This window comes from Mycolicibacterium sp. HS_4_1, assembly GCF_054515875.1.
Map to the genome: position 1 here is coordinate 4,319,704 of NZ_CM137261.1, position 18,291 is coordinate 4,337,994.

The following is an 18,291-nucleotide window of genomic DNA, read 5'->3' on the forward strand; positions in this document are numbered from 1 at the left end:
ATCCACGGTACCGGCTTCGAACAGGCAGAATTACGCAGTGCCGACCAACAACCCGTCGATCAACACTGCGCCGTGTCGCTGCGATACCGGGATGGCGTACGCCGCCTGCTGCGGCCCGCTGCACCGCGGGCAGCGTCCCGCCGCCACTGCCGTGGCGCTGATGCGTTCGCGGTTCACCGCGTTCGCCCTCGGCGACGTCGACTACCTGCTGGCGACGTGGCACCCGAGCACCCGCCCGGCGGGCCTCGACCTCGACGCCGGCGTCGTGTGGCGCCGCCTGCAGATCGTCGACACCGAGGCCGGCGGCGAGGACGACCCGGCCGGCGTGGTTCAGTTCCGCGCCCAGTACGTGCGCGACGGTGGTCGGCACATCCTGCACGAGCGCAGCCGCTTCACCCGGAGCCGCGACGGCCGATGGCTTTACGTCGACGGCGATTTCGTGGACTAGCACCTGGGCGACCGAGTTGCCGACGGTCGCGGCACGGATAGGCTCGTCATCCGTGCGTGCCGTGCTGATCGTGAACCCGAACGCGACCTCGACCACCCCGGCAGGCCGGGACCTGCTGGCCCATGCGCTCGAGAGCCGCGTCGACCTGACCGTCGTACACACCGACCACCGCGGCCACGCCATCGAGATCGCGCACCAGGCCGCCGCTGACGGCACCGACGTGGTGATCGTGCACGGCGGCGACGGCACGGTGAACGAGGTCGTCAACGGCATCCTGGGACATGCCAATGGGGTGCCCGGCGCTTCCAACACCGCCGTCGGCGTGGTGCCCGGCGGCTCGGCGAATGTCTTCGCCCGAGCCCTCGGCATCAGCCCCGACCCGCTGCAGGCGACCAACCAGCTCGTCGACCTCCTGAGCGACTACCGGCGGGGCGTGCCCTGGCGGCGGATCGGCCTGATGGACTGTGGCGACCGCTGGTCGGTGTTCACCGCAGGCATGGGCGTCGACGGCGAGGTCGTGGCGGCCGTCGAGGCGCAACGCGCCAAGGGCCGTAAGGTGACCGCGTCGCGGTACATCCGGGTCGCGATCCGCGAGGCCGTCGGCAGCGCCCGGAAGCCCCCGCGGCTCACGCTGCACCTGCCCGATCGCGAGCCGATCGACGGCGTGCACTTCGTGTTCGTCTCGAACGCCAGCCCGTGGACTTACGCCAACAGCCGGCCGGTCTGGACCAACCCCACGACGACGTTCGAGACCGGGCTCGGTGTGTTCGCGACCACCAGCATGGGCATCTGGGCGAACCTTCGATTGCTGCGACGGATGCTGTCGCGTTCGCCACAGATCGAGGGTCCGCACCTAATTCGCGACGACGACCTGCCGTGGCTGCGCGTGACAAGTGACACACCGATTGCGTGCCAGATCGACGGGGATTTCGTGGGCCTGCGCGAAAGCATGACGTTCACCTCGGCGCCCGGGGCGCTCAACGTGGTCGCGCCACCAGCGGTAGCGCAGTGACCAGCGATCTTGGTAACAGTTTGCCAAATTTAGGGCGCAGGTGGCCCGAGTGTAGTACAACTGGGTTAGGGGCCTGCCAACCCGGGTCCGAAGTGACATTGCCCACGAGTTAACGCGCCGCTATTGACATCTGTCCAGCCTGTGAAAACATCAGATGCAACAGTGCAGAAACATTTCGTGTGCACCCGTTAACAGCCGAAGTAAAAAACCCTGCGCGCTTTGCTGCGCGCCCAGTGAGGAGTGTTGACCATGGATTGGCGCCACAAGGCGGTCTGTCGTGACGAGGACCCGGAACTGTTCTTCCCCGTGGGAAACAGCGGCCCGGCCATCGCCCAGATCGCTGACGCGAAGCTCGTGTGCAACCGGTGCCCGGTGACCACCGAGTGCCTGAGCTGGGCACTGGAGTCCGGCCAGGACGCGGGCGTCTGGGGCGGCATGAGCGAAGACGAGCGCCGCGCGCTCAAGCGCCGCAACGCCCGCACCAAGGCTCGCACCGGCGTCTAGCCACCACGGCATTCAAAAATGACCCCGGCGATTCGCCGGGGTCATTTTTGTGGGGCGGACCCCAAACACATTGCGCGGCGCGGACTCTCAGGTTGCGGCTCGCCCACTCAGCCTATTGCGCGGCTCGGCCGCGGCGCCCGATCGGCATCCGCAGCACCACATCCGTCCCGCCACCCGGCGCCGCGTTCATCGCCAGCGAGCCATCCAGTACCGACGACACCTGCGTCTGCACGATCTGCAGCCCCAGCCGGTCTGAGTTCTCGAGGGTGAAGCCGTCAGGCAAACCGTGCCCGTCGTCGTGTATCACGACATCGAGCCAGCGCGCGGACCGGTCGGCCTTGATGGTCACGCTGCCCTTCTCGGTGCTCGGGTCGAAAGCGTGCTCGATCGCGTTCTGCACCAACTCGGTGATGACCATGATCAGCGCATGCGCCCGGTCGGCGTCCAGCACGCCCAGATCACCGTCGCGCCGCACCCGGATGGGCGCGCCCAGCGACGCCAGGTCGTTCATCATCGGCAGGATGCGGTCGATCACCGCGTCGAGGTTGACTTCCTCGTCCACCGACAGCGACAGGGCGTCGTGCACCAGCGCGATCGACGACACCCGGCGCACCGAGTCCAGCAGCGCCTCGCGCGCCTCGGCATTGTTCACGCGCCGGGACTGCAGCCGCAGCAGCGCCGCCACGGTCTGCAGGTTGTTCTTCACGCGGTGGTGAATCTCACGGATTGTGGCGTCCTTGGACAGCAGCGCACGGTCACGCCGCTTGATCTCGGTGACGTCACGGACCAGAACTGCGGCACCGACCGCCTGACCGCCCACCGACAACGGGATGGTCCGTAGCAGCACCGCGGCACCGCCGGCGTCGATCTCCATGCGCATGCTGGAGCCGCCCGCCAGCAGATCGCGGACGTGGTTCGCCAGTTCCTGGGCGTCGAAGGGATCAGAGATCAGCGGGCGGGTGACGCTGATGAGGTTCTGGCCGTCCAGCTCGGTGGCCAGCCCCATCCGGTGATAGGCGGAGATGGCGTTGGGGCTGGCGAACACGACCACCCCGTCGACGTCCAGCCGGATCAGGCCGTCGCCGACACGGGGGCTGGACCGCGACATCGGCACGTCGCCGACGTTCGGGAACGTCCCCTCGGCCAGCATGCGGAGCAGATCCCGCGCGCAGTCCAGATAGGCCCGCTCGAGCGGAGCGACCTTGCGACGGTCGGCGAGCGCGGTCTGGTGCGTGAGCACCGCGACGACGTCATTGCCATAGCGCACGGGGACCGCCTCGAGATTGAGACGCGAATCACCTTGTGCCGCAGAGCGTTCCTCGCCAGTACCGATCAGTCCGGTGTCGAAGGCCGCCGCGACGGCCGGCATGTCCGCGGCGGAGTTGATGGTCCCGACCGCATCGGCGAACAGCACCGTCAGCGCGGTGTTGGGCCGAATCTGGGCCACGCACACCAGCGCCCCGTCATCGCGACGGACCCACATCAGGTAGTCGGCGAACGACAAGTCGGCGAGCAGCTGCCATTCACCGACCACGGCATGCAAATGGTCGACCGCATTGCCGGGTAGGACAGTGTGCTCGGCGAGCAGATCACCGAGAGTGGACACGTCGCGTTATCCGGTCGGGGGGCCTAGCCGATGACGGCGATGAGGTCGCCGGCCTGGATCACGTCGCCGACAGCCACGTTGACGGACGTCACCGTGCCGGCGACCTCGGCCAGCACCGGAATCTCCATCTTCATCGACTCGAGGAGCACCACCGTGTCACCCTCGCCGATCTGGTCGCCCTGGCGAACCACGACCTCGAGCACACTGGCCACGATTTCAGCGCGAACGTCCTCGGCCATCTTCACCCCACTCGTCTACGTATCTGTCCACAGGCGGTGCCTGCGGCCTCTATTGCACCACAGCACCACGGTTTGCAATTGGGTGGCGTGGCCGTGCGACACTGTAGGGCGAGCAACCGAACCTTTGGAGGACCATCATGGCCAAGCGTGGCCGCAAGAAGCGTGACCGTAAGCACTCGAAGGCCAACCACGGCCGGCGTCCCAACGCCTGACCCACGCCTACCAAAACCGCCCGGCTCCTCACGGAACCGGGCGGTTTTTTTACGTTCAGCCGCGAATGATGGTGGTGCGGCTGATTTCGAGCTTCAGGCGGGCACGCAGGCCATCGGGAGCCTTCTCCCCGCTGCATTTGGTGGCGATCAGCGCCTTCACCCGCTCCTCCACGCCGTACTGCCGCAGGCAGGTCGGGCACTCCTCCAGGTGGAAACGCAGCTTGTCGCGCGTCTCGGCGGTGCATTCCCCGTCGAGCAGGGTCCATACCTCGGCGATCACCGCGGCGCATTCCGGATGCTCCGGGTCGACCGGCCCGATCGGCGGCTTGAACGTATGCCCGTCAGGACGGGTGAACTCGTCGCTGTCGCTCATCAGGACACCTCCTGGCTGTCGACAAGGCTGTCCCCACGGACGAATCCGCGGTCCCGGGCGACGCCGGCCAACAGTTCGCGCAGCTGCTTGCGGCCACGGTGCAGACGGGACATCACCGTCCCGATCGGGGTATCCATGATTTCGGCGATCTCCTTGTACGGGAAGCCCTCGACGTCGGCGTAGTACACCGCCATCCTGAACTCCTCCGGCAGCGCCTGCAGCGCGGCCTTGATTTCGGTGTCCGGCAGCGCCTCGAGTGCCTCGACCTCGGCCGAGCGCAGACCGGTCGACGAGTGCTCGGCGTTGGACGCCAGCTGCCAGTCGGTGATCTCGTCGGTCGGGTACTCCGCCGGCTGCCGCTGCTTCTTGCGGTAGCTGTTGATGTACGTGTTGGTCATGATGCGGTACAGCCACGCCTTGAGGTTGGTGCCCTCACGGAAAGAATGGAAGGCCGAGTAGGCCTTGACCATGGTTTCCTGCACCAGGTCCTCGGCGTCCGCGGGATTGCGCGTCATGCGCAGCGCACCGCCGTAGAGCTGATCGAGCAGCGGAATGGCGTCGCGCTCGAAACGCGCCGTCAGCTCCGCATCGCTCTCGAGCGCGGACCCCAGCCCGTCGATGTCGGTCATCGTGGTCGAGACCGTCCCTTCTGTCGCGGCGCCACGCAACAGGTCCGGCAACTCGACCGGACGTTCCAGACATGCCGTTGGCACCTATGTCCCCTTCCGTCCGATCCTAGAGGCTGCGACCGACAAGTTCTCCAGCCATTAATTGACCATGCTGACGGGAGTAACAGCGCCGGACCTCGCAGTTGTTCCCGATCTCGCTGCGGCCCTTACCCTTGGACGCCATGGCGAGCGCGGCAACCCCGGCGATCAGGGCACTACAGGCCGCCGGGATCAGCTACGAGGTGCGACAGTTCCGGCACGACCCGCGGGCGACGTCGTTCGGCGACGAGGCCGTCACCGAACTGGCCGCGGCAGGGTTCGTCGCGGCGCAGATCTTCAAGACGCTGGTGCTGGCGATCCCCGGCGGCCTGGCCGTCGCGGTACTCCCGGTGCCCGGCAAGCTGTCGTTCAAGGCCGCGGCGGCCGCGCTGGGTGTCCCGAAGGCCGAGATGGCCGAGCAGGCCGCCGCGCAACGTTCCACCGGGTACGTCGTCGGCGGTATTTCTCCGCTGGGACAACGCAGGCCGTTACCGACGGTCGTCGACGACTCGGCACTGCAGTGGGACCGGGTCCTGTGCAGCGCGGGCAAGCGCGGACTGGACGTCGTGCTGGCCCCGGCCGACCTGGTCAGCGCCACCTCGGCGGTGACTGCCGAGATATGTACTCCGCGGTAACTCCGGCGGCATAGGGTGTGCGCATGACACTGTCCGGGAAGACCATGTTCATCTCCGGTGCCAGCCGTGGCATCGGTCTGGCCATCGCCAAGAAGGTCGCGGCCGACGGCGCCAATGTCGCACTGTTGGCCAAGACCGCGGAGCCCCATCCCAAACTCGAAGGCACCGTCTACACGGCGGCCAAGGAGATCGAGGAGGCCGGCGGCCAGGCCCTGCCTATCGTCGGTGACGTCCGTGATCCCGACTCCGTCACTGCCGCGGTGGCTCAGGCCGTCGAGCAGTTCGGTGCCATCGACCTCTGCGTGAACAACGCCTCGGCCATCAACCTCGGCTCCATCGAGGAAGTGCCGATGAAGCGCTTCGACCTGATGAACGGCATCCAGATCCGTGGCACCTACGCCGTCTCGCAAGCCTGTATCCCTCACATGAAGGGCCGCGAGAACCCGCACATCCTCACGCTGTCGCCGCCGATCCGGATGGAATCCGAGTGGCTCAAGCCGACCGCCTACATGATGGCGAAGTACGGAATGACGTTGTGCGCGTTGGGTATCGCCGAAGAGATGCGCGAAGCCGGCATCGCGTCGAACACCCTGTGGCCGCGCACGCTGGTCGCCACCGCTGCCGTGCAGAACCTGCTCGGCGGTGACGAGGCCATGGCCAGGGCCCGCCGTCCCGAGGTGTACTCCGACGCCGCCTACGCGGTCTTCACCAAGCCGGCCCGCGAGTACACCGGTCAGAGCCTGTTGTGCGAGGACGTGCTGCTGGACTCCGGCGTCACCGACCTGTCGGTGTACAACTGCGTCCCCGGCGGCGAGCTCGGCGTCGACCTGTGGGTGGACACCCCCAACCCGCCCGGATACACCGGCCCCTAGGCCAATTAGGCCGAGACAGGGCAGATCTCGACACCCGAGACCATCGGCGGCCACACCACCGTCACCTCGACGAGTGCGGCCAGCGGTGCGATGGCGGGAAAAGCGCGGTCCCATTGCTTCTGAACCTGCTCCACCGCATGCGGGTGCAGAAACGTCCACGCCATACCGATCAGCAGGTACGGCAGCGCCATCCACAGCAGGAATTCCGCCATCGCGCCGACGCTGACCCGCCGGCTGAGCAATCGGCGCATCAGATCAACGCCCCGCCCCGGGTGTTTCACCGGTCATGGCAGGCACATGCTCGTCAGCAGCAGCATCGGCCAGAACGCCACGGTCCGGACGAGCACGAACACGCGGTCCGCACCATGGGCAGCCTCGAACGCGGCGGTGTGCGTCATCGCCCAGAGCAGACTCAGCACCAGATAAGGCGCAGCGAGCATGGCTGCGGTACCGAGCCACTCGGCGATCGTCATCTCGAAACCGAGTACGCCGGCCGCACGTTCTTCGTCGTCGGTCATGGTGGTTCCAACGTAGGCATACAGTGGCCGCATGTCGACGTGGTCAGTCGGACGGTATGAGGCCGTCGCCGAATTCATCTTGCCCATCGCCACAGAGGTCGTCGCCGCGGTACCCCACGGGCCCGGCACCGTCCTCGTCGACCTGGCCTGCGGGACCGGCAACGCGGCGCTGCACGCCGCGGGTCTGGGCGCACATGTCACCGGTGTCGACCTCACGCCCGAGTTGCTGGCCATCGCTGCCGCCAAGCCCGGTGGCGATGCGGTCCAGTGGGTGGCCGCCGACGCGTCCGCCACCGGGTTACCCGATGCTGCCTTCGACACCGCGGTATCGAACCAGGGCATCATCTTCGTCGAGCCGGCCGCCATGGTCGCTGAACTGGCTCGGCTACTCAAACCCGGTGGTGCCCTGGGATTTTCGACGTGGGTACGGGCCGGGGACAATCCGTTCTTCACCCCGATCATCGAGGTGCTGGGCCTGCCGGAACAAGCCCCCTACTCTCCCGATCAGTGGGGCGTGCCCGAGTTGGTGCACGCCCGGCTGGACGCCGACTTCGCCGACGTGAACATTGAAAGCGGGACGCTCACCTGGCGTTTCGCGTCGTTGGCGGACGGGGTGCGGTTCATCACCGACGAATCGCCGATGCACGTCTCGATGTTGGCCAACCTCGACGACGCAACCCGCCACCGGCTGGTCACCGCCTTCACCGCGGCATTGGCCGCTCACGAATCATCCGACGGCACCGTCGCTTTCGACGCGCCGTACGCGGTGATCACCGCACGTCGTCGTTGAGGCTGTCGCTGAATTCAGCTGGCCTGGTAGAGAATTCCCCGACCGATCGCTTCCCGGACCTCGGGTAGCGCCGCCTCGGCGAGGGCATCGGCGTCGACGCCGTGATGCGCCGCGAGGAGGCCGATGAGTGTGCCCAGCGGCACCTCACCGCGGCACCCGGCCAGCAGAGCGGTCATGACCTCGTCCACGCCGAGCACCGCGCCCGGGCCGCCGGGACGACGGACGGCGGCGCCGATCTGTTGCCAACCATCCGGCCCGGGCAGCGAATGCCGTTCCAGCAGTACCGGCGCCGTCGACAGCCGCGCCGCCAGCAGGGCAGCGTCCGAGTTGTCGCGCAGGTAGGCCCGGCGGGCGAAGAACGCCTCCACCTCGACCCCGGTGATGGGTTCGTCGGTGATCTCCTCGAGAATCTGCTCGGGCGCCTCACCGGGGCGCGGCACCCGCAGCGAGATCAGGCCCATACCGATCCCGGTGATGCCTTCGGCGTCGAACCAGTCCAGCCAGTCCGCGCCCCGCTGTGCAATCTGTTCGGCGGGCTCCCCGGCGTCGGCCAGCCACAGAGACACGTAGCTGACCGGGTCGGCCAGCTCCCGCTGCACCACCCAGGCGTGCAGCCCGGTGCCGGCCAGCCACTGCCGCACCCGGGTCTGCCAATCATCGCCCCGGACAATCCAATTGGCCATGATCTGGGCGGTACCGCCGGGCGTCAGGTAGTTGCCGACATTCTCGATGATGGTGCGGCACAAGCCGTCTCCGGCCACGCCCGAGTCGCGGTAGATGTAGTCCCGGGCTCCCGCGCCCACGACGAACGGCGGGTTGGAGACGATGAGGTCGAACCGCTCCCCGGCCACCGGGTCGAACAGGCTGCCGGGCCGCAGATCCCAGGACATCCCGTTGAGGCCGGCGGTGGCCTGCGCCAGGGCCAGCGCCCGCGGGTTGGTGTCGGTGCCCACGATGTCGGCGCAGTGGCCGGACAGGTGCAGCGCCTGGATGCCGCAGCCGGTGCCCAGATCGAGCGCGCGCTGCACCGGCGTCCGAATGACGGCCCGCGCCAACGACATCGACGCGCCGCCGATACCGAGCACATGCTCGTGCTCGACCGGCCCGCTGCGCAGGGCGGCGTCCTGGTCCGAGACGACGAAAAAGTCGCGTTCCCCGTCGCTGTGCGGACGGATGTCGAGAGCCGCGCGGGCCGTGCCGGTCACGTGCAGCACGCCGGCCGCGGCCAGCTCGGCGAGAGGGGTCGACGGGAATGCCGTCTGCACCTGGTCCACCGGTTCATCGGTACCGAGGAGGAAGAGCCGGATCAGCGTGGCCAGTCGGGTGTTGTCGGCGGTTCTGGTCGCGCGCAGCGCCGGCCACCACACGCCGCGGCTCATCGCGGCGTTGGCGTCGTCGCCGAGCAGCTCGGCCACTCCGTCGGTGGTGTATCCGGCCGAGCGCAGATCAGCGCCGAGCGCCTCCACCAACAGCGGGTCGAGCGCGGTCAAAACAACGTCCCTTCAGGTTCGGCCTTGGCGGGTTCGATGAGTTCGGGGCCATTGTTGCGAATGCTGTTGACCAACTTGGACACCTCACGGGTGACGATGCGGTCCAGGTCGCCGTGCCCGCGTAGCAGCCCCTCGTCGATCGGTGCGTCGGGATCGAGCCAGCGGTCCCAGTCGCCGGCGCTGATGGTCAGCGGCATGCGGTCGTGGATCTCGGCCAGCGGCCCGACCGACTCGGTTGTGATGATGGTGCAGCTGACCAGGGGGGCGTCCTCGCGGGAACTGCCGGCAGGCCGCCAGGTCGACCATAGACCCGCCATGAAGAGCAGATCGTCGTCGGCTGCGTGCATGTAGAACGGGGTCTTGGTGGCCTTCTTGCCCTCGGCCGCCGCCGGGTTGGGCCGCCACTCGTACCAGCCGTCCATCGGGATGAGGCAGCGCTTCGATTTCGCCGAGCCGCGGAACGCCGGTGACGTGGTGAGCGTCTCGGCGCGCGCGTTGATCAGCAGTGGTCCCTTGGTGTCGGGTGAACCGTCGGCCGTGGTCTTCACCCACGGCGGGATCAGGCCCCAGCGCATCGACCGGATCCGGCGGGTGGCCTCGTCGTCGGGCTCGGAATGCCGCCGCACCACGGTGCTGATTGTCGTGGTGGGGGCCACGTTGTAGTTGGCTCCAGAGTTGCCGGCACCCTGCTCAGCACCGTCTTTCGCAGTTCGAACGGCGCTCTCGGCGGTTTCGTCCAAAGCGTGGATTTTCTCGGCCAGCAGCGCCGGGTCGGTGGTGACTGCAAATCGCCCGCACATACCAGGCAGGATAGGGGCATGGAACTCTGGCCCGCACCGTCGGTGACCGGTCCGGTGCAGGCCACTGTCACCGTGCCGGGATCGAAGTCGCAGACCAACCGGGCGTTGATCCTGGCGGCTTTGGGAACACGTACCGGGGGCACCGCCGGGGTCTCCACGGTCAGCGGCGCGCTGCGTAGCCGCGACACCAACCTGATGATCGGCGCGCTGCAGGCCCTGGGTGTGACGGTCGACGGTGACGGCACCGAACTGACCGTCGGCGGTGCCATCTCCCCCGCCGACCACGTGCGCATCGACTGCGGGCTGGCCGGCACCGTGCTGCGGTTCGTCCCGCCGGTGGCCGCGCAGGGCACGGGGCACGTTGTCTTTGACGGTGACGAGCAGGCCAAGACCCGCCCCATCACGCCACTGCTGGATGCGATGCGCGGCCTCGGCGTCGACATCGACGGCGACGGCATGCCGTTCACGGTGTCCGGCACCGGATCGGTGGCCGGCGGCGAGGTGCGAATCGATGCGTCGTCGTCGTCGCAGTTCGTGTCCGGGCTGTTGTTGTCGGGAGCCACTTTCCGCTCGGGCCTGACGGTCATCCACACCGGCGATACGGTGCCGTCGCAGCCGCACATCGCGATGACCATCACGATGCTGCGCGAGGCGGGCGTCGAGGTCGATGACAGCGAGCCGAACCGCTGGCACGTGTCGGCAGGCCCGATCGCGGCGCGCCACTGGGCCATCGAACCGGATCTGTCGAACTCGGTGCCGTTCCTGGCTGCCGCCGCGGTGACCGGGGGCACGGTGCGGCTGGCCCACTGGCCGGAGCAGAGCGTCCAGCCCTCCGGTGACATCCTCGAGCTGCTCGGCAAGCTCAATACCGCTGTCCGGGTGGTTGATTCGTACCTGGAGGTCCGGGGCGCGCAGAGCTACCCCGGCTTCGACGCCAACTTGAAGGCCGTCGGCGAGCTGGCGCCGTCGATGGCCGCGCTGGCCGCGCTGGCCAGTCCCGGTTCGGTGTCGACGCTGTCGGGCATCGCACATCTGCGTGGGCACGAGACCGACCGCCTGGCTGCCCTGACCGCCGAGATCAACGGGCTGGGTGGCCAGTGCCGCGAGACCGACGACGGCCTGGTGATCACGGCTGTGCCACTGCACGAGGGCATCTGGCGATCGTATGCCGATCACCGGATGGCGACCGCAGGCGCGATCATCGGGCTGCGGGTGCCCGGCGTCCAGGTGGAGGACATCGCCACCACGGCCAAGACACTGCCTGACTTCCCCGGTATGTGGGCAGACCTGCTGGCCGGGAAATAGCTTGCGGGAGTACGACGAATCAGATGTCCGGGTGCGCTCGGGCAAAGGTTCGCGCCCCCGCACCAAGAACCGGCCCACCCACGCCGACGCTCGCGAGGCCATGGTCGTCACCGTCGACCGCGGCCGCTGGGGTTGTGCACTGGACGGCAATCCGGACCACATCATCACCGCGATGCGGGCCCGCGAACTGGGCCGTACTCCGATCGTGGTCGGCGATTCGGTGGGCATCGTCGGCGACCTGTCGGGCAAGCCCGACACCCTGGCTCGCATCGTCCGCCGCGACGACCGCCGAACGGTGTTGCGTCGCACGGCCGATGACACCGACCCGACCGAACGGGTGGTGGTCGCCAATGCCGACCAGTTGTTGATGGTGGTCGCGCTGGCCGACCCGCCGCCGCGGGCCGGGCTGGTGCAGCGGGCCCTGATCGCCGCGTATGTCGGTGGGCTGCGGCCGATCCTGTGTCTGACCAAGCAAGACCTGGCCCCGGCCGAACAATTCGCCGCTGAATTCACCGGCCTGGATCTGACGATCATCACCGCCGGCCGCGACGATCCGCTCGACGCGGTGGCGCCCCTGCTCGAGGGCCACGTCACGGTGCTGCTCGGCCATTCCGGGGTCGGCAAGTCCACGTTGGTGAATCGCCTTGTGCCCCAGGCGGACCGGGCCACCGGCGAGGTGTCGGGCGTCGGCAAGGGCAAGCACACCTCGACCCAGTCGGTGGCGCTGCCGCTCAACGACGGCTGGGTCGTCGACACCCCGGGCATCCGGTCCTTCGGGCTGGCGCACATCAAGCCCGACGACGTGCTGCTGGCCTTCTCCGATCTCGCCGAGGCCATCGAGGACTGCCCGCGCGGCTGCGGGCACATGGGGCCACCGGCCGACCCGGAATGCGCGCTGGACGCGCTCACCGGACCGGCCGTCGACCGCGTCGCCGCCGCCCGTCGCCTGATCGCGGTGCTGAACGAGCCGACGTACTAGCGGGCCGCGGGTATGTGAATTTTCTTTACGGACGTCTTTCCTCACGATTTCGCCCCTGCCGCCATGACCGAATGAGTCATAGCATCGGCCACTATGAATTCACGGACGATCCGGCGCCTGAGCGCCACGCTGGGTATGAGCGCATTGATCGCATCGAGTGCGTTGCTGGCCAGTTGTAGCAACGGAGGTCAATCCCCCAGCCCCACGACGACCACAACGACCACAACTACGACATCGGTGTCTCCGACCGAGAACCATGTCAATCCCGGCAGCCAGACATTCACGCCTGCCCCGCCTGAGCACCGCGGCAACGTCGGCTGAACCAAAACTGCCCCTCTTCCGGAGAAGAGGGGCAGTTTTTTGTGCCTGCTCGCGAAAGCCTGCTCAAGCGGCGGCTGCGCGCTTGGCCCAACGGCGGCTACGCACGGTCGCGATGGCCGTCTTCAGACCGCGCTTGTTGCCGGTCGTCGGGTCGACGACGCCGAAGCTCTCGTCGAGCTCGACGAACATGCGCTCGCTCCGGGTCTCCGGGGCATCGTCGACGGTGTCGGTCAGGTACTTGTCCGGCACCGACAGCTTCGCGATGGTGCGCCACGTCTTGCCGTACTGCACCAGGAAGTTCCCGGTGGTGTACGGCAGGTCGTACTTCTCGCACAGCGCCCGAACGCGGACCGCGATCTCGGCGTACCGATTGCTCGGCAGATCCGGGAACAGGTGGTGCTCGATCTGGTAGCTCAGATTGCCGCTCATGAAGGCCAGCGCCGGACCCGAGTTGAAGTTGGCGCTGCCCAGCATCTGGCGCAGGTACCACTCACCCCTGGATTCGCCGACCATGTCGGTCTTGGTGAACTTCTCGGCGCCATCGGGGAAATGGCCGCAGAAGATCACCGCGTTGGCCCACACGTTGCGGATGAGGTTGGCCACGAAGTTGGCCTTCATCGTCGACTTGAACGTGGCACCCGGAGACAGGGCCGTGATCGCGGGGTACGCGACGTAGTCCTTGGTCAGCTGGTGCACAGCCTTGATGCCGAACTCGCGCACCCGGATCATGGTGGCCTTGCGGTCGTCGCGGCCCTTGAAGATCTTGCCGAGCTCCAGGTGCTGCAGACCGACGCCCCACTCGAACAGCAGCGACAACACGGTGTTGAACCCGAGGTTGAAGAGATGGTGGGGCTTCCACTTGATGTCACGCGTGACGCGGATCAGGCCGTAGCCCACATCGTCGTCCATCCCCAGGATGTTCGTGTACTTGTGGTGCATGAAGTTGTGGGTGAACCGCCAGTGCTTGGAGACCCCGTTCATATCCCACTCCCATGTCGAGGAGTGAATCTCGGGATCGTTCATCCAGTCCCACTGGCCGTGCATGACGTTGTGGCCGATCTCCATGTTCTCGATGATCTTGGCCACGCCCAGGGTGCTCGCCCCGGCCCACCAGTACGCCCGCTTCGAGCTGCGCAACAGCAGCAGACGGCCGGCCACTTCGAGTGCACGTTGTGCCGCGATGGTGCGGCGGATGTACCGCGCGTCGCGAACGCCGCGGGATTCTTCGATGTCCTGCCGGATCGCGTCCAGCTCGACGCCCAGAGCCTCGATATCAGCTTCGGTCAGGTGCGTGAATTCCGGTACGTCAGTGACTGCCATATCGACCTCCTTCCAATTACCTACGCTAGCGTAACCTACTCAACCGTAGGTTACTAGACAGCAAATTCTGAATTTCGCAGTTCTACCGTGTTGTTAAATATCCAACACACAGTCGCCGGCCGCAGCCGAAACACATGTCTGCACCCGGCTTCCGGGTTCCCGTTCTTCCCCTGTCCGCAGATCCCGGGCGTGGCCCTCCAGCAAACCCACCACACAGGACTGGCAGATGCCCATCCGGCAGCCGAACGGCATCTGCACGCCGGCCTGTTCACCGGCTTCCATCAGCGACGTCGCCGCATCGGCGACGATGGTCTTGCCACTGCGCTCGAACGTCACCGAACCACCGGTGCCCTCGACCGCAGCCCGTGATGCCGCGAACCGCTCCAGGTGCAGCCGCACCCCGAGCCCGGCCGCGCCGTACTCACGCTCGGCGTCGTGGAGCATGGCCTCCGGGCCACACGCCCACGCCTCGCGCGTCCGCCAGTCGGCGACTTCCTCGTCCAGCTTGGACAGGTCCAAGCGCCCCTCGGTACGGGTGGCGCGCACTCGCAGCTGGTAACTGGGGTGATCCTTGGCCAGCTGCGCCAATTCGTCGGCGAAGATGACGTCGGCCTCGGTCGGAGCCGAATGCAGGTGGACGATGTCGGTGATCTGGTCCCGGCGCGCCAGGGTGCGCAGCATGGACATCACCGGGGTGATGCCCGAGCCGGCGGTCAGGAACAGCACCTTGCCCGGCGCCGGATCCGGCATGACGAACTCGCCCTGCGGCGCCGCCAGCCGCACGATGGTGCCCGGTGCCACGCCACCGACCAGGTGGGTGGACAGGAAGCCCTCGGGCATGGCCTTCACCGTGATGGTGATGGTGTGGTCGCCGCGCGACTCCACGGGGCTCGACGTCAGCGAGTACGAGCGCCACCGCCAGCGGCCGTCCACCAACAAGCCGATGCCGATGTACTGCCCCGGGTGGTAGTCGAACGAGAAGCCCCAGCCCGGCTTGATCACCAGGGTTGCCGAATCCTCGGTCTCCCGACGCACCTCGACGACCTTGCCGCGCAGCTCCCGAGCCGACCACAGCGGATTGACCAGCTTGAGGTAGTCGTCCGGCAACAGCGGCGTCGTGATCCGGCCGACGAGCGTGCGCAAGGCATGCCAGCCCGGCCGCTCCTTGGCGCCGGCCACCGTGGGCCGCACCGTGTCGACCACATTGGCCGAAACTTTGATGGTGTTCTTGGCCACGCTCACTCCCGCTCAGGTGGTCACTACTGATCGCGTCCCGATCAGCTGTCCTAACCTACGGTACCGTAACCTACGCGCAAGTAGCTGCCCGTGCCAGCCAGGCGCGAGGGCTACAGCAGCTCCAACAAAAACGGTAACTCCTGCGCGGCATACCACGCCAGGTCGTGATCCTGGGCGTCTCCGACGGTGAGCTCGGCGTCCTCGTCGCCGAGGTCGGCGGCATCGACCGCCGCCACCGCAGCAAGCACCGCCGGCTCTGCCGTCGAGTTGTCGACGTACGCCGCGATCACGTCGCCCAGCGCCACCGGTCCGGCCAGCCGCACCACGGCGTCGTCCAGATCAGGACGGAGGGTGACGCCGTCGACTCCCTCCACCTGGGCCACCAGCACCGCCCGCCGCGGCGGCAGCCCGGCTTCCTCGCCTACTCCTTCGCCCGCCAGCAGCCGCAGTGAGGCCAGCGCCGCCTCCTGGAGCGCGATCTCACCGAGCTCGTCCTCGTCGCCGTGCGCGTACGCCTCACGAAGGGTCGGCGTCACCGCGAACGCGGTACCGCTGCGGGCCGGCATCGCCCCGTCGGCCACCAGTTGCGTGAGCATGGCCAGGGTCGCCGGAATGTAGACGCGCACCAGGGCACTCTAAAGGGATCTCTCGGGATCGCCCATCAGCTCGGCCACGTGATCTGGCACATAGGTGGTGAGCTCGCGCGACGGCCGCACGTAAGTCCCGCTCACCACCGGACGTTCGGGCAGCTCCACCTTCGAATGCTCGACCGGGGTGTACGGGATCGTGGACAGCAGATGCGAGATCATGTTGAGCCGCGCGTGCTTCTTGATATCGGATTCGACGACGAACCACGGGCTCTGCGGGGTGTCGCAGTGGACCATCATCTGATCCTTGGCCCGCGAGTAGTCCTCCCAGCGGTACACGGACTCCAGGTCCATCGGCGACAGCTTCCATTGCCGGACCGGGTCGTTGAGGCGGGACCGGAACCGCTTGAGTTGTTCAGTGTCGGACACCGAGAACCAGTACTTGCGCAGGATGATGCCGTCGTCGATCAGCATCTGCTCGAAGATCGGGGTCTGCCGCAGGAACAGCTCGTGTTCCTGCGGGGTGCAGAAACCCATCACCGTCTCCACGCCGGCCCGGTTGTACCAGGACCGGTCGAACAGCACGATCTCGCCTTTGGCCGGCAGGTGCGCGACGTAGCGCTGGTAGTACCACTCGCCCTGCTCCCGGTCACTCGGCGCGGGTAGCGCCGCGACCCGCGCGATGCGCGGACTCAAGTATTCGGTGACTCGCTTGATGGTGCCGCCCTTGCCCGCGGCATCGCGGCCCTCGAAGACGATCACGATGCGTGCGCCGGTGGCACGAACCCACTCCTGCAGTTTCACCAGCTCGGTCTGCAGCCGGAAAATCTCGGCGGCGTAGACGTCGTTCGGGATCTTGCGGGCCTTCTTGGACACCATCAGCGTGCCGCCTCTCTCAGCTCGTCGAGCGCCTCACGCAGGAGGCTCGGGAATACGTCGACGTCGCTCATGGCCTCACGGTCGGCGTTGATGCCGTAGTAGAGACTCCCGTTGTACGACGTGATGCCGAGCGCCAGCACCTGGTTGCTCAACAGCGGCGGGACCGCGTAAGTGTCCAGCAGCTTGGTGCCTGCCACGTACATCTGCTTCTGGGCGCCCGGCACGTTGGTGATCAACAGGTTGAACTGGCGCGCCGGGAAACTCGTCGCGACCCGGGTACCCATGGCGTGCAGCGTCGGTGGCGCGAAACCCGACAGCGTGACGATGGTGCGCGCGTCGACCGGAGTGGTCGTGGTGGCCTGGGTCTCGGTGGCGTGCGCGATCTGGGACAGCCGGACCAGCGCGTTGTTCTCGCCCACGGGCAGGTCCACCAGGAACGGCGTCACCTCACTGATCGCCTGGCCCGGACCGGCAGTCTCCAGGTGGTCGGTTTCGGGGTACACCGACATGGGCGCCATGGCCCGGACGGTCATGCCCGTCGACACCGACTGGCCGCGCGACATCAGCCAGTTGCGCAGCGCACCGGTCACCACCGCCAGCACGACATCGTTGACGTCGCAGTCGAAGCGGGTCCGCAGCTGGCGATACTCCTCGAGTTCGTGCTTGGCCACGGTGAAGCGCCGGTTGCGCGACACTGTGGCATTGAGCGGGCTGTTCGGGGCGGTACCGCGCACCATCGTGCGGGCCATGTCGATGACGCGCCGGCCGGCCTCGACGAACTGCTCGGTGCTCGAGATCATGTCCGCGGCCGCCGACTGGACGGCGGCCAACTGCGCCGTCGGCCGGGTGATCCACTCCCCGATGGCACCCAGCAGCAGGGAGACGTCGCTGGGCTCGCGACCCGGGATCCAGATGTCCTCTCCGAACTCGGGCGGCTTCTGGGTCCGGTCGGCGATGACGTGCCCGACCTCCAGCGCCGTCATGCCGTTGACGAGGGCTTGGTGCGTCTTGGTGTAGATGGCGAGGCGGTTGTCGGAGAGTCCCTCCACCAGGCACATCTCCCACAGCGGCCGGGTCTTGTCCAGGGGCCGTGACCCCAGTCGGGCCACCAGATCGTGGAGCTGGGCATCACTGCCCGGAGACGGCAGCGCCGAACGCCGGATGTGGTAGGTGATGTCGAAGTCGCGGTCGTCGACCCAGACCGGCCGGGCCAGGCCGAGCGTGACCTCGCGGACCTTCTGCCGGTAGCGCGGAATCTGCGGAAGCCTGGCCTCGACGGTCGCCAACAACGTCTCGTAGCTCAGGCCGGCCCGCGGCCGCCGCAGGATGGACAGCGTCCCGACATACATGGGTGTCGATGAGTCTTCTAGCCCGAAGAACGACGCATCTGACGCCGACAACCGGGTCACCATGCAGCCCGCTCCTCCTTGTCACCGGCCAGGTACAAACTCCTGAACG

22 protein-coding genes are annotated in these 18,291 nt (G+C 67.4%); 9 read left to right on the top strand and 13 right to left on the bottom strand.

Annotation, left to right across the window (positions count from 1 at the left end; genetic code table 11):
- Positions 1–91: 91 nt before the first annotated feature.
- The 3 genes from ACX12F_RS20805 to whiB1 all read left to right on the top strand — a co-directional run bounded on the left by ACX12F_RS20805 (position 92) and on the right by whiB1 (position 1,964).
- The gene (locus tag ACX12F_RS20805) at positions 92–448 is read left to right on the top strand and encodes a YchJ family protein (RefSeq protein ID WP_459370439.1); all 357 of its coding nucleotides are present in this window, start codon (positions 92–94) and stop codon (positions 446–448) included.
- A gap of 52 nt (positions 449–500) precedes the next feature.
- Complete coding sequence (locus ACX12F_RS20810; RefSeq protein ID WP_459366243.1) at positions 501–1,460, top strand: diacylglycerol/lipid kinase family protein; 960 nt, start codon at positions 501–503, stop codon at positions 1,458–1,460.
- A 249-nt stretch (positions 1,461–1,709) separates the two neighbouring features.
- Positions 1,710–1,964: a transcriptional regulator WhiB1 gene (gene whiB1 / locus ACX12F_RS20815; RefSeq protein WP_043392449.1), complete on the top strand. Its 255-nt coding sequence runs from the start codon at positions 1,710–1,712 to the stop codon at positions 1,962–1,964.
- 112 nt (positions 1,965–2,076) lie between these two features.
- On the opposite strand, the gene ACX12F_RS20820 is transcribed toward whiB1, so the two are convergent.
- Together ACX12F_RS20820 and ACX12F_RS20825 are read right to left on the bottom strand one after the other, a co-directional pair.
- On the bottom strand, positions 2,077–3,570 hold the full coding sequence (locus ACX12F_RS20820) for a two-component system sensor histidine kinase PdtaS (RefSeq protein ID WP_459366244.1): 1,494 nt from the start codon (positions 3,568–3,570) through the stop codon (positions 2,077–2,079).
- 23 nt (positions 3,571–3,593) lie between these two features.
- The gene (locus tag ACX12F_RS20825) at positions 3,594–3,809 is read right to left on the bottom strand and encodes a biotin/lipoyl-binding carrier protein (RefSeq protein ID WP_459366245.1); all 216 of its coding nucleotides are present in this window, start codon (positions 3,807–3,809) and stop codon (positions 3,594–3,596) included.
- Between the two features lie 137 nt (positions 3,810–3,946).
- Here ACX12F_RS20825 and ACX12F_RS20830 point away from each other — a divergent pair, with 137 nt between their 5' ends.
- Complete coding sequence (locus tag ACX12F_RS20830; protein ID WP_085976028.1) at positions 3,947–4,021, top strand: 50S ribosomal protein bL37; 75 nt, start codon at positions 3,947–3,949, stop codon at positions 4,019–4,021.
- A gap of 55 nt (positions 4,022–4,076) precedes the next feature.
- On the opposite strand, the gene rsrA is transcribed toward ACX12F_RS20830, so the two are convergent.
- On the bottom strand, positions 4,077–4,394 hold the full coding sequence (gene rsrA, locus ACX12F_RS20835) for a mycothiol system anti-sigma-R factor (protein ID WP_459366246.1): 318 nt from the start codon (positions 4,392–4,394) through the stop codon (positions 4,077–4,079).
- Positions 4,394–5,023 (bottom strand): sigma-70 family RNA polymerase sigma factor, encoded by a 630-nt coding sequence (locus ACX12F_RS20840; RefSeq protein ID WP_459370440.1) that lies wholly within the window; start codon positions 5,021–5,023, stop codon positions 4,394–4,396. Before ACX12F_RS20840 ends, rsrA begins: the two co-directional genes overlap by 1 nt.
- Positions 5,024–5,244: 221 nt before the next feature.
- On the opposite strand from ACX12F_RS20840, the gene ACX12F_RS20845 reads away from it, so the two are divergent.
- Entirely contained in the window at positions 5,245–5,736 is a 492-nt protein-coding gene (locus tag ACX12F_RS20845) for an aminoacyl-tRNA deacylase (RefSeq protein WP_459366247.1), read from the top strand.
- 23 nt (positions 5,737–5,759) lie between these two features.
- Positions 5,760–6,608: an SDR family oxidoreductase gene (locus ACX12F_RS20850; RefSeq protein ID WP_459366248.1), complete on the top strand. Its 849-nt coding sequence runs from the start codon at positions 5,760–5,762 to the stop codon at positions 6,606–6,608.
- Between the two features lie 5 nt (positions 6,609–6,613).
- Here ACX12F_RS20850 and ACX12F_RS20855 read toward each other — a convergent pair whose 3' ends face one another.
- Together ACX12F_RS20855 and ACX12F_RS20860 are read right to left on the bottom strand one after the other, a co-directional pair.
- Entirely contained in the window at positions 6,614–6,820 is a 207-nt protein-coding gene (locus ACX12F_RS20855) for a hypothetical protein (protein ID WP_459366249.1), read from the bottom strand.
- 72 nt (positions 6,821–6,892) lie between these two features.
- Positions 6,893–7,126 carry a hypothetical protein gene (locus ACX12F_RS20860; protein ID WP_459366250.1) on the bottom strand — a complete coding sequence of 78 codons (234 nt, stop codon included), beginning with the start codon at positions 7,124–7,126 and terminating at the stop codon, positions 6,893–6,895.
- A 31-nt stretch (positions 7,127–7,157) separates the two neighbouring features.
- Here ACX12F_RS20860 and ACX12F_RS20865 point away from each other — a divergent pair, with 31 nt between their 5' ends.
- Positions 7,158–7,916, top strand: coding sequence for a class I SAM-dependent methyltransferase (locus tag ACX12F_RS20865; RefSeq protein ID WP_459366251.1), 759 nt, complete (start codon positions 7,158–7,160; stop codon positions 7,914–7,916).
- A gap of 14 nt (positions 7,917–7,930) precedes the next feature.
- On the opposite strand, the gene ACX12F_RS20870 is transcribed toward ACX12F_RS20865, so the two are convergent.
- The gene (locus ACX12F_RS20870; protein ID WP_459366252.1) at positions 7,931–9,406 is read right to left on the bottom strand and encodes a DUF7782 domain-containing protein; all 1,476 of its coding nucleotides are present in this window, start codon (positions 9,404–9,406) and stop codon (positions 7,931–7,933) included.
- Positions 9,403–10,206 carry an SOS response-associated peptidase gene (locus ACX12F_RS20875; protein WP_459366253.1) on the bottom strand — a complete coding sequence of 268 codons (804 nt, stop codon included), beginning with the start codon at positions 10,204–10,206 and terminating at the stop codon, positions 9,403–9,405. The genes ACX12F_RS20870 and ACX12F_RS20875 overlap by 4 nt, the downstream gene beginning before the upstream one ends.
- A gap of 18 nt (positions 10,207–10,224) precedes the next feature.
- On the opposite strand from ACX12F_RS20875, the gene aroA reads away from it, so the two are divergent.
- Together aroA and rsgA are read left to right on the top strand one after the other, a co-directional pair.
- Positions 10,225–11,511, top strand: a complete 1,287-nt coding sequence (gene aroA, locus ACX12F_RS20880) for a 3-phosphoshikimate 1-carboxyvinyltransferase (protein ID WP_459366254.1) — start codon at positions 10,225–10,227, stop codon at positions 11,509–11,511.
- A 1-nt stretch (position 11,512) separates the two neighbouring features.
- Positions 11,513–12,490, top strand: coding sequence for a ribosome small subunit-dependent GTPase A (rsgA, locus tag ACX12F_RS20885; protein WP_459366255.1), 978 nt, complete (start codon positions 11,513–11,515; stop codon positions 12,488–12,490).
- A 384-nt stretch (positions 12,491–12,874) separates the two neighbouring features.
- On the opposite strand, the gene ACX12F_RS20890 is transcribed toward rsgA, so the two are convergent.
- From ACX12F_RS20890 to ACX12F_RS20910, 5 genes are all read right to left on the bottom strand, one after another.
- Entirely contained in the window at positions 12,875–14,131 is a 1,257-nt protein-coding gene (locus ACX12F_RS20890) for a fatty acid desaturase family protein (RefSeq protein ID WP_459366256.1), read from the bottom strand.
- Positions 14,132–14,224: 93 nt separating this feature from the next.
- Positions 14,225–15,367: a ferredoxin reductase gene (locus ACX12F_RS20895; protein ID WP_459366257.1), complete on the bottom strand. Its 1,143-nt coding sequence runs from the start codon at positions 15,365–15,367 to the stop codon at positions 14,225–14,227.
- 110 nt (positions 15,368–15,477) lie between these two features.
- Complete coding sequence (locus ACX12F_RS20900) at positions 15,478–15,993, bottom strand: DUF6912 family protein (RefSeq protein ID WP_459366258.1); 516 nt, start codon at positions 15,991–15,993, stop codon at positions 15,478–15,480.
- A gap of 9 nt (positions 15,994–16,002) precedes the next feature.
- Positions 16,003–16,833, bottom strand: coding sequence for a polyphosphate kinase 2 (ppk2, locus tag ACX12F_RS20905; protein ID WP_459366259.1), 831 nt, complete (start codon positions 16,831–16,833; stop codon positions 16,003–16,005).
- Positions 16,833–18,245, bottom strand: coding sequence for a WS/DGAT/MGAT family O-acyltransferase (locus ACX12F_RS20910; RefSeq protein ID WP_459366260.1), 1,413 nt, complete (start codon positions 18,243–18,245; stop codon positions 16,833–16,835). The genes ppk2 and ACX12F_RS20910 overlap by 1 nt, the downstream gene beginning before the upstream one ends.
- Positions 18,246–18,291 lie beyond the last annotated feature (46 nt).

Bases quoted from the DNA above. Each gene is read 5' to 3' on its own strand.
- ACX12F_RS20805 (WP_459370439.1), top strand. From the start codon at position 92: ATGGCGTACGCCGCCTGCTGCGGCCCGCTGCACCGCGGGCAGCGTCCC.
- whiB1 (WP_043392449.1), top strand. From the start codon at position 1,710: ATGGATTGGCGCCACAAGGCGGTCTGTCGTGACGAGGACCCGGAACTG.
- ACX12F_RS20825 (WP_459366245.1), bottom strand. From the start codon at position 3,809: ATGGCCGAGGACGTTCGCGCTGAAATCGTGGCCAGTGTGCTCGAGGTC.
- rsrA (WP_459366246.1), bottom strand. From the start codon at position 4,394: ATGAGCGACAGCGACGAGTTCACCCGTCCTGACGGGCATACGTTCAAG.
- ACX12F_RS20840 (WP_459370440.1), bottom strand. From the start codon at position 5,023: ATGACCGACATCGACGGGCTGGGGTCCGCGCTCGAGAGCGATGCGGAG.
- ACX12F_RS20845 (WP_459366247.1), top strand. From the start codon at position 5,245: ATGGCGAGCGCGGCAACCCCGGCGATCAGGGCACTACAGGCCGCCGGG.
- ACX12F_RS20850 (WP_459366248.1), top strand. From the start codon at position 5,760: ATGACACTGTCCGGGAAGACCATGTTCATCTCCGGTGCCAGCCGTGGC.
- ACX12F_RS20855 (WP_459366249.1), bottom strand. From the start codon at position 6,820: ATGGCGGAATTCCTGCTGTGGATGGCGCTGCCGTACCTGCTGATCGGT.
- ACX12F_RS20860 (WP_459366250.1), bottom strand. From the start codon at position 7,126: ATGACCGACGACGAAGAACGTGCGGCCGGCGTACTCGGTTTCGAGATG.
- ACX12F_RS20865 (WP_459366251.1), top strand. From the start codon at position 7,158: ATGTCGACGTGGTCAGTCGGACGGTATGAGGCCGTCGCCGAATTCATC.
- ACX12F_RS20875 (WP_459366253.1), bottom strand. From the start codon at position 10,206: ATGTGCGGGCGATTTGCAGTCACCACCGACCCGGCGCTGCTGGCCGAG.
- aroA (WP_459366254.1), top strand. From the start codon at position 10,225: ATGGAACTCTGGCCCGCACCGTCGGTGACCGGTCCGGTGCAGGCCACT.
- ACX12F_RS20890 (WP_459366256.1), bottom strand. From the start codon at position 14,131: ATGGCAGTCACTGACGTACCGGAATTCACGCACCTGACCGAAGCTGAT.
- ppk2 (WP_459366259.1), bottom strand. From the start codon at position 16,833: ATGGTGTCCAAGAAGGCCCGCAAGATCCCGAACGACGTCTACGCCGCC.
- ACX12F_RS20910 (WP_459366260.1), bottom strand. From the start codon at position 18,245: ATGGTGACCCGGTTGTCGGCGTCAGATGCGTCGTTCTTCGGGCTAGAA.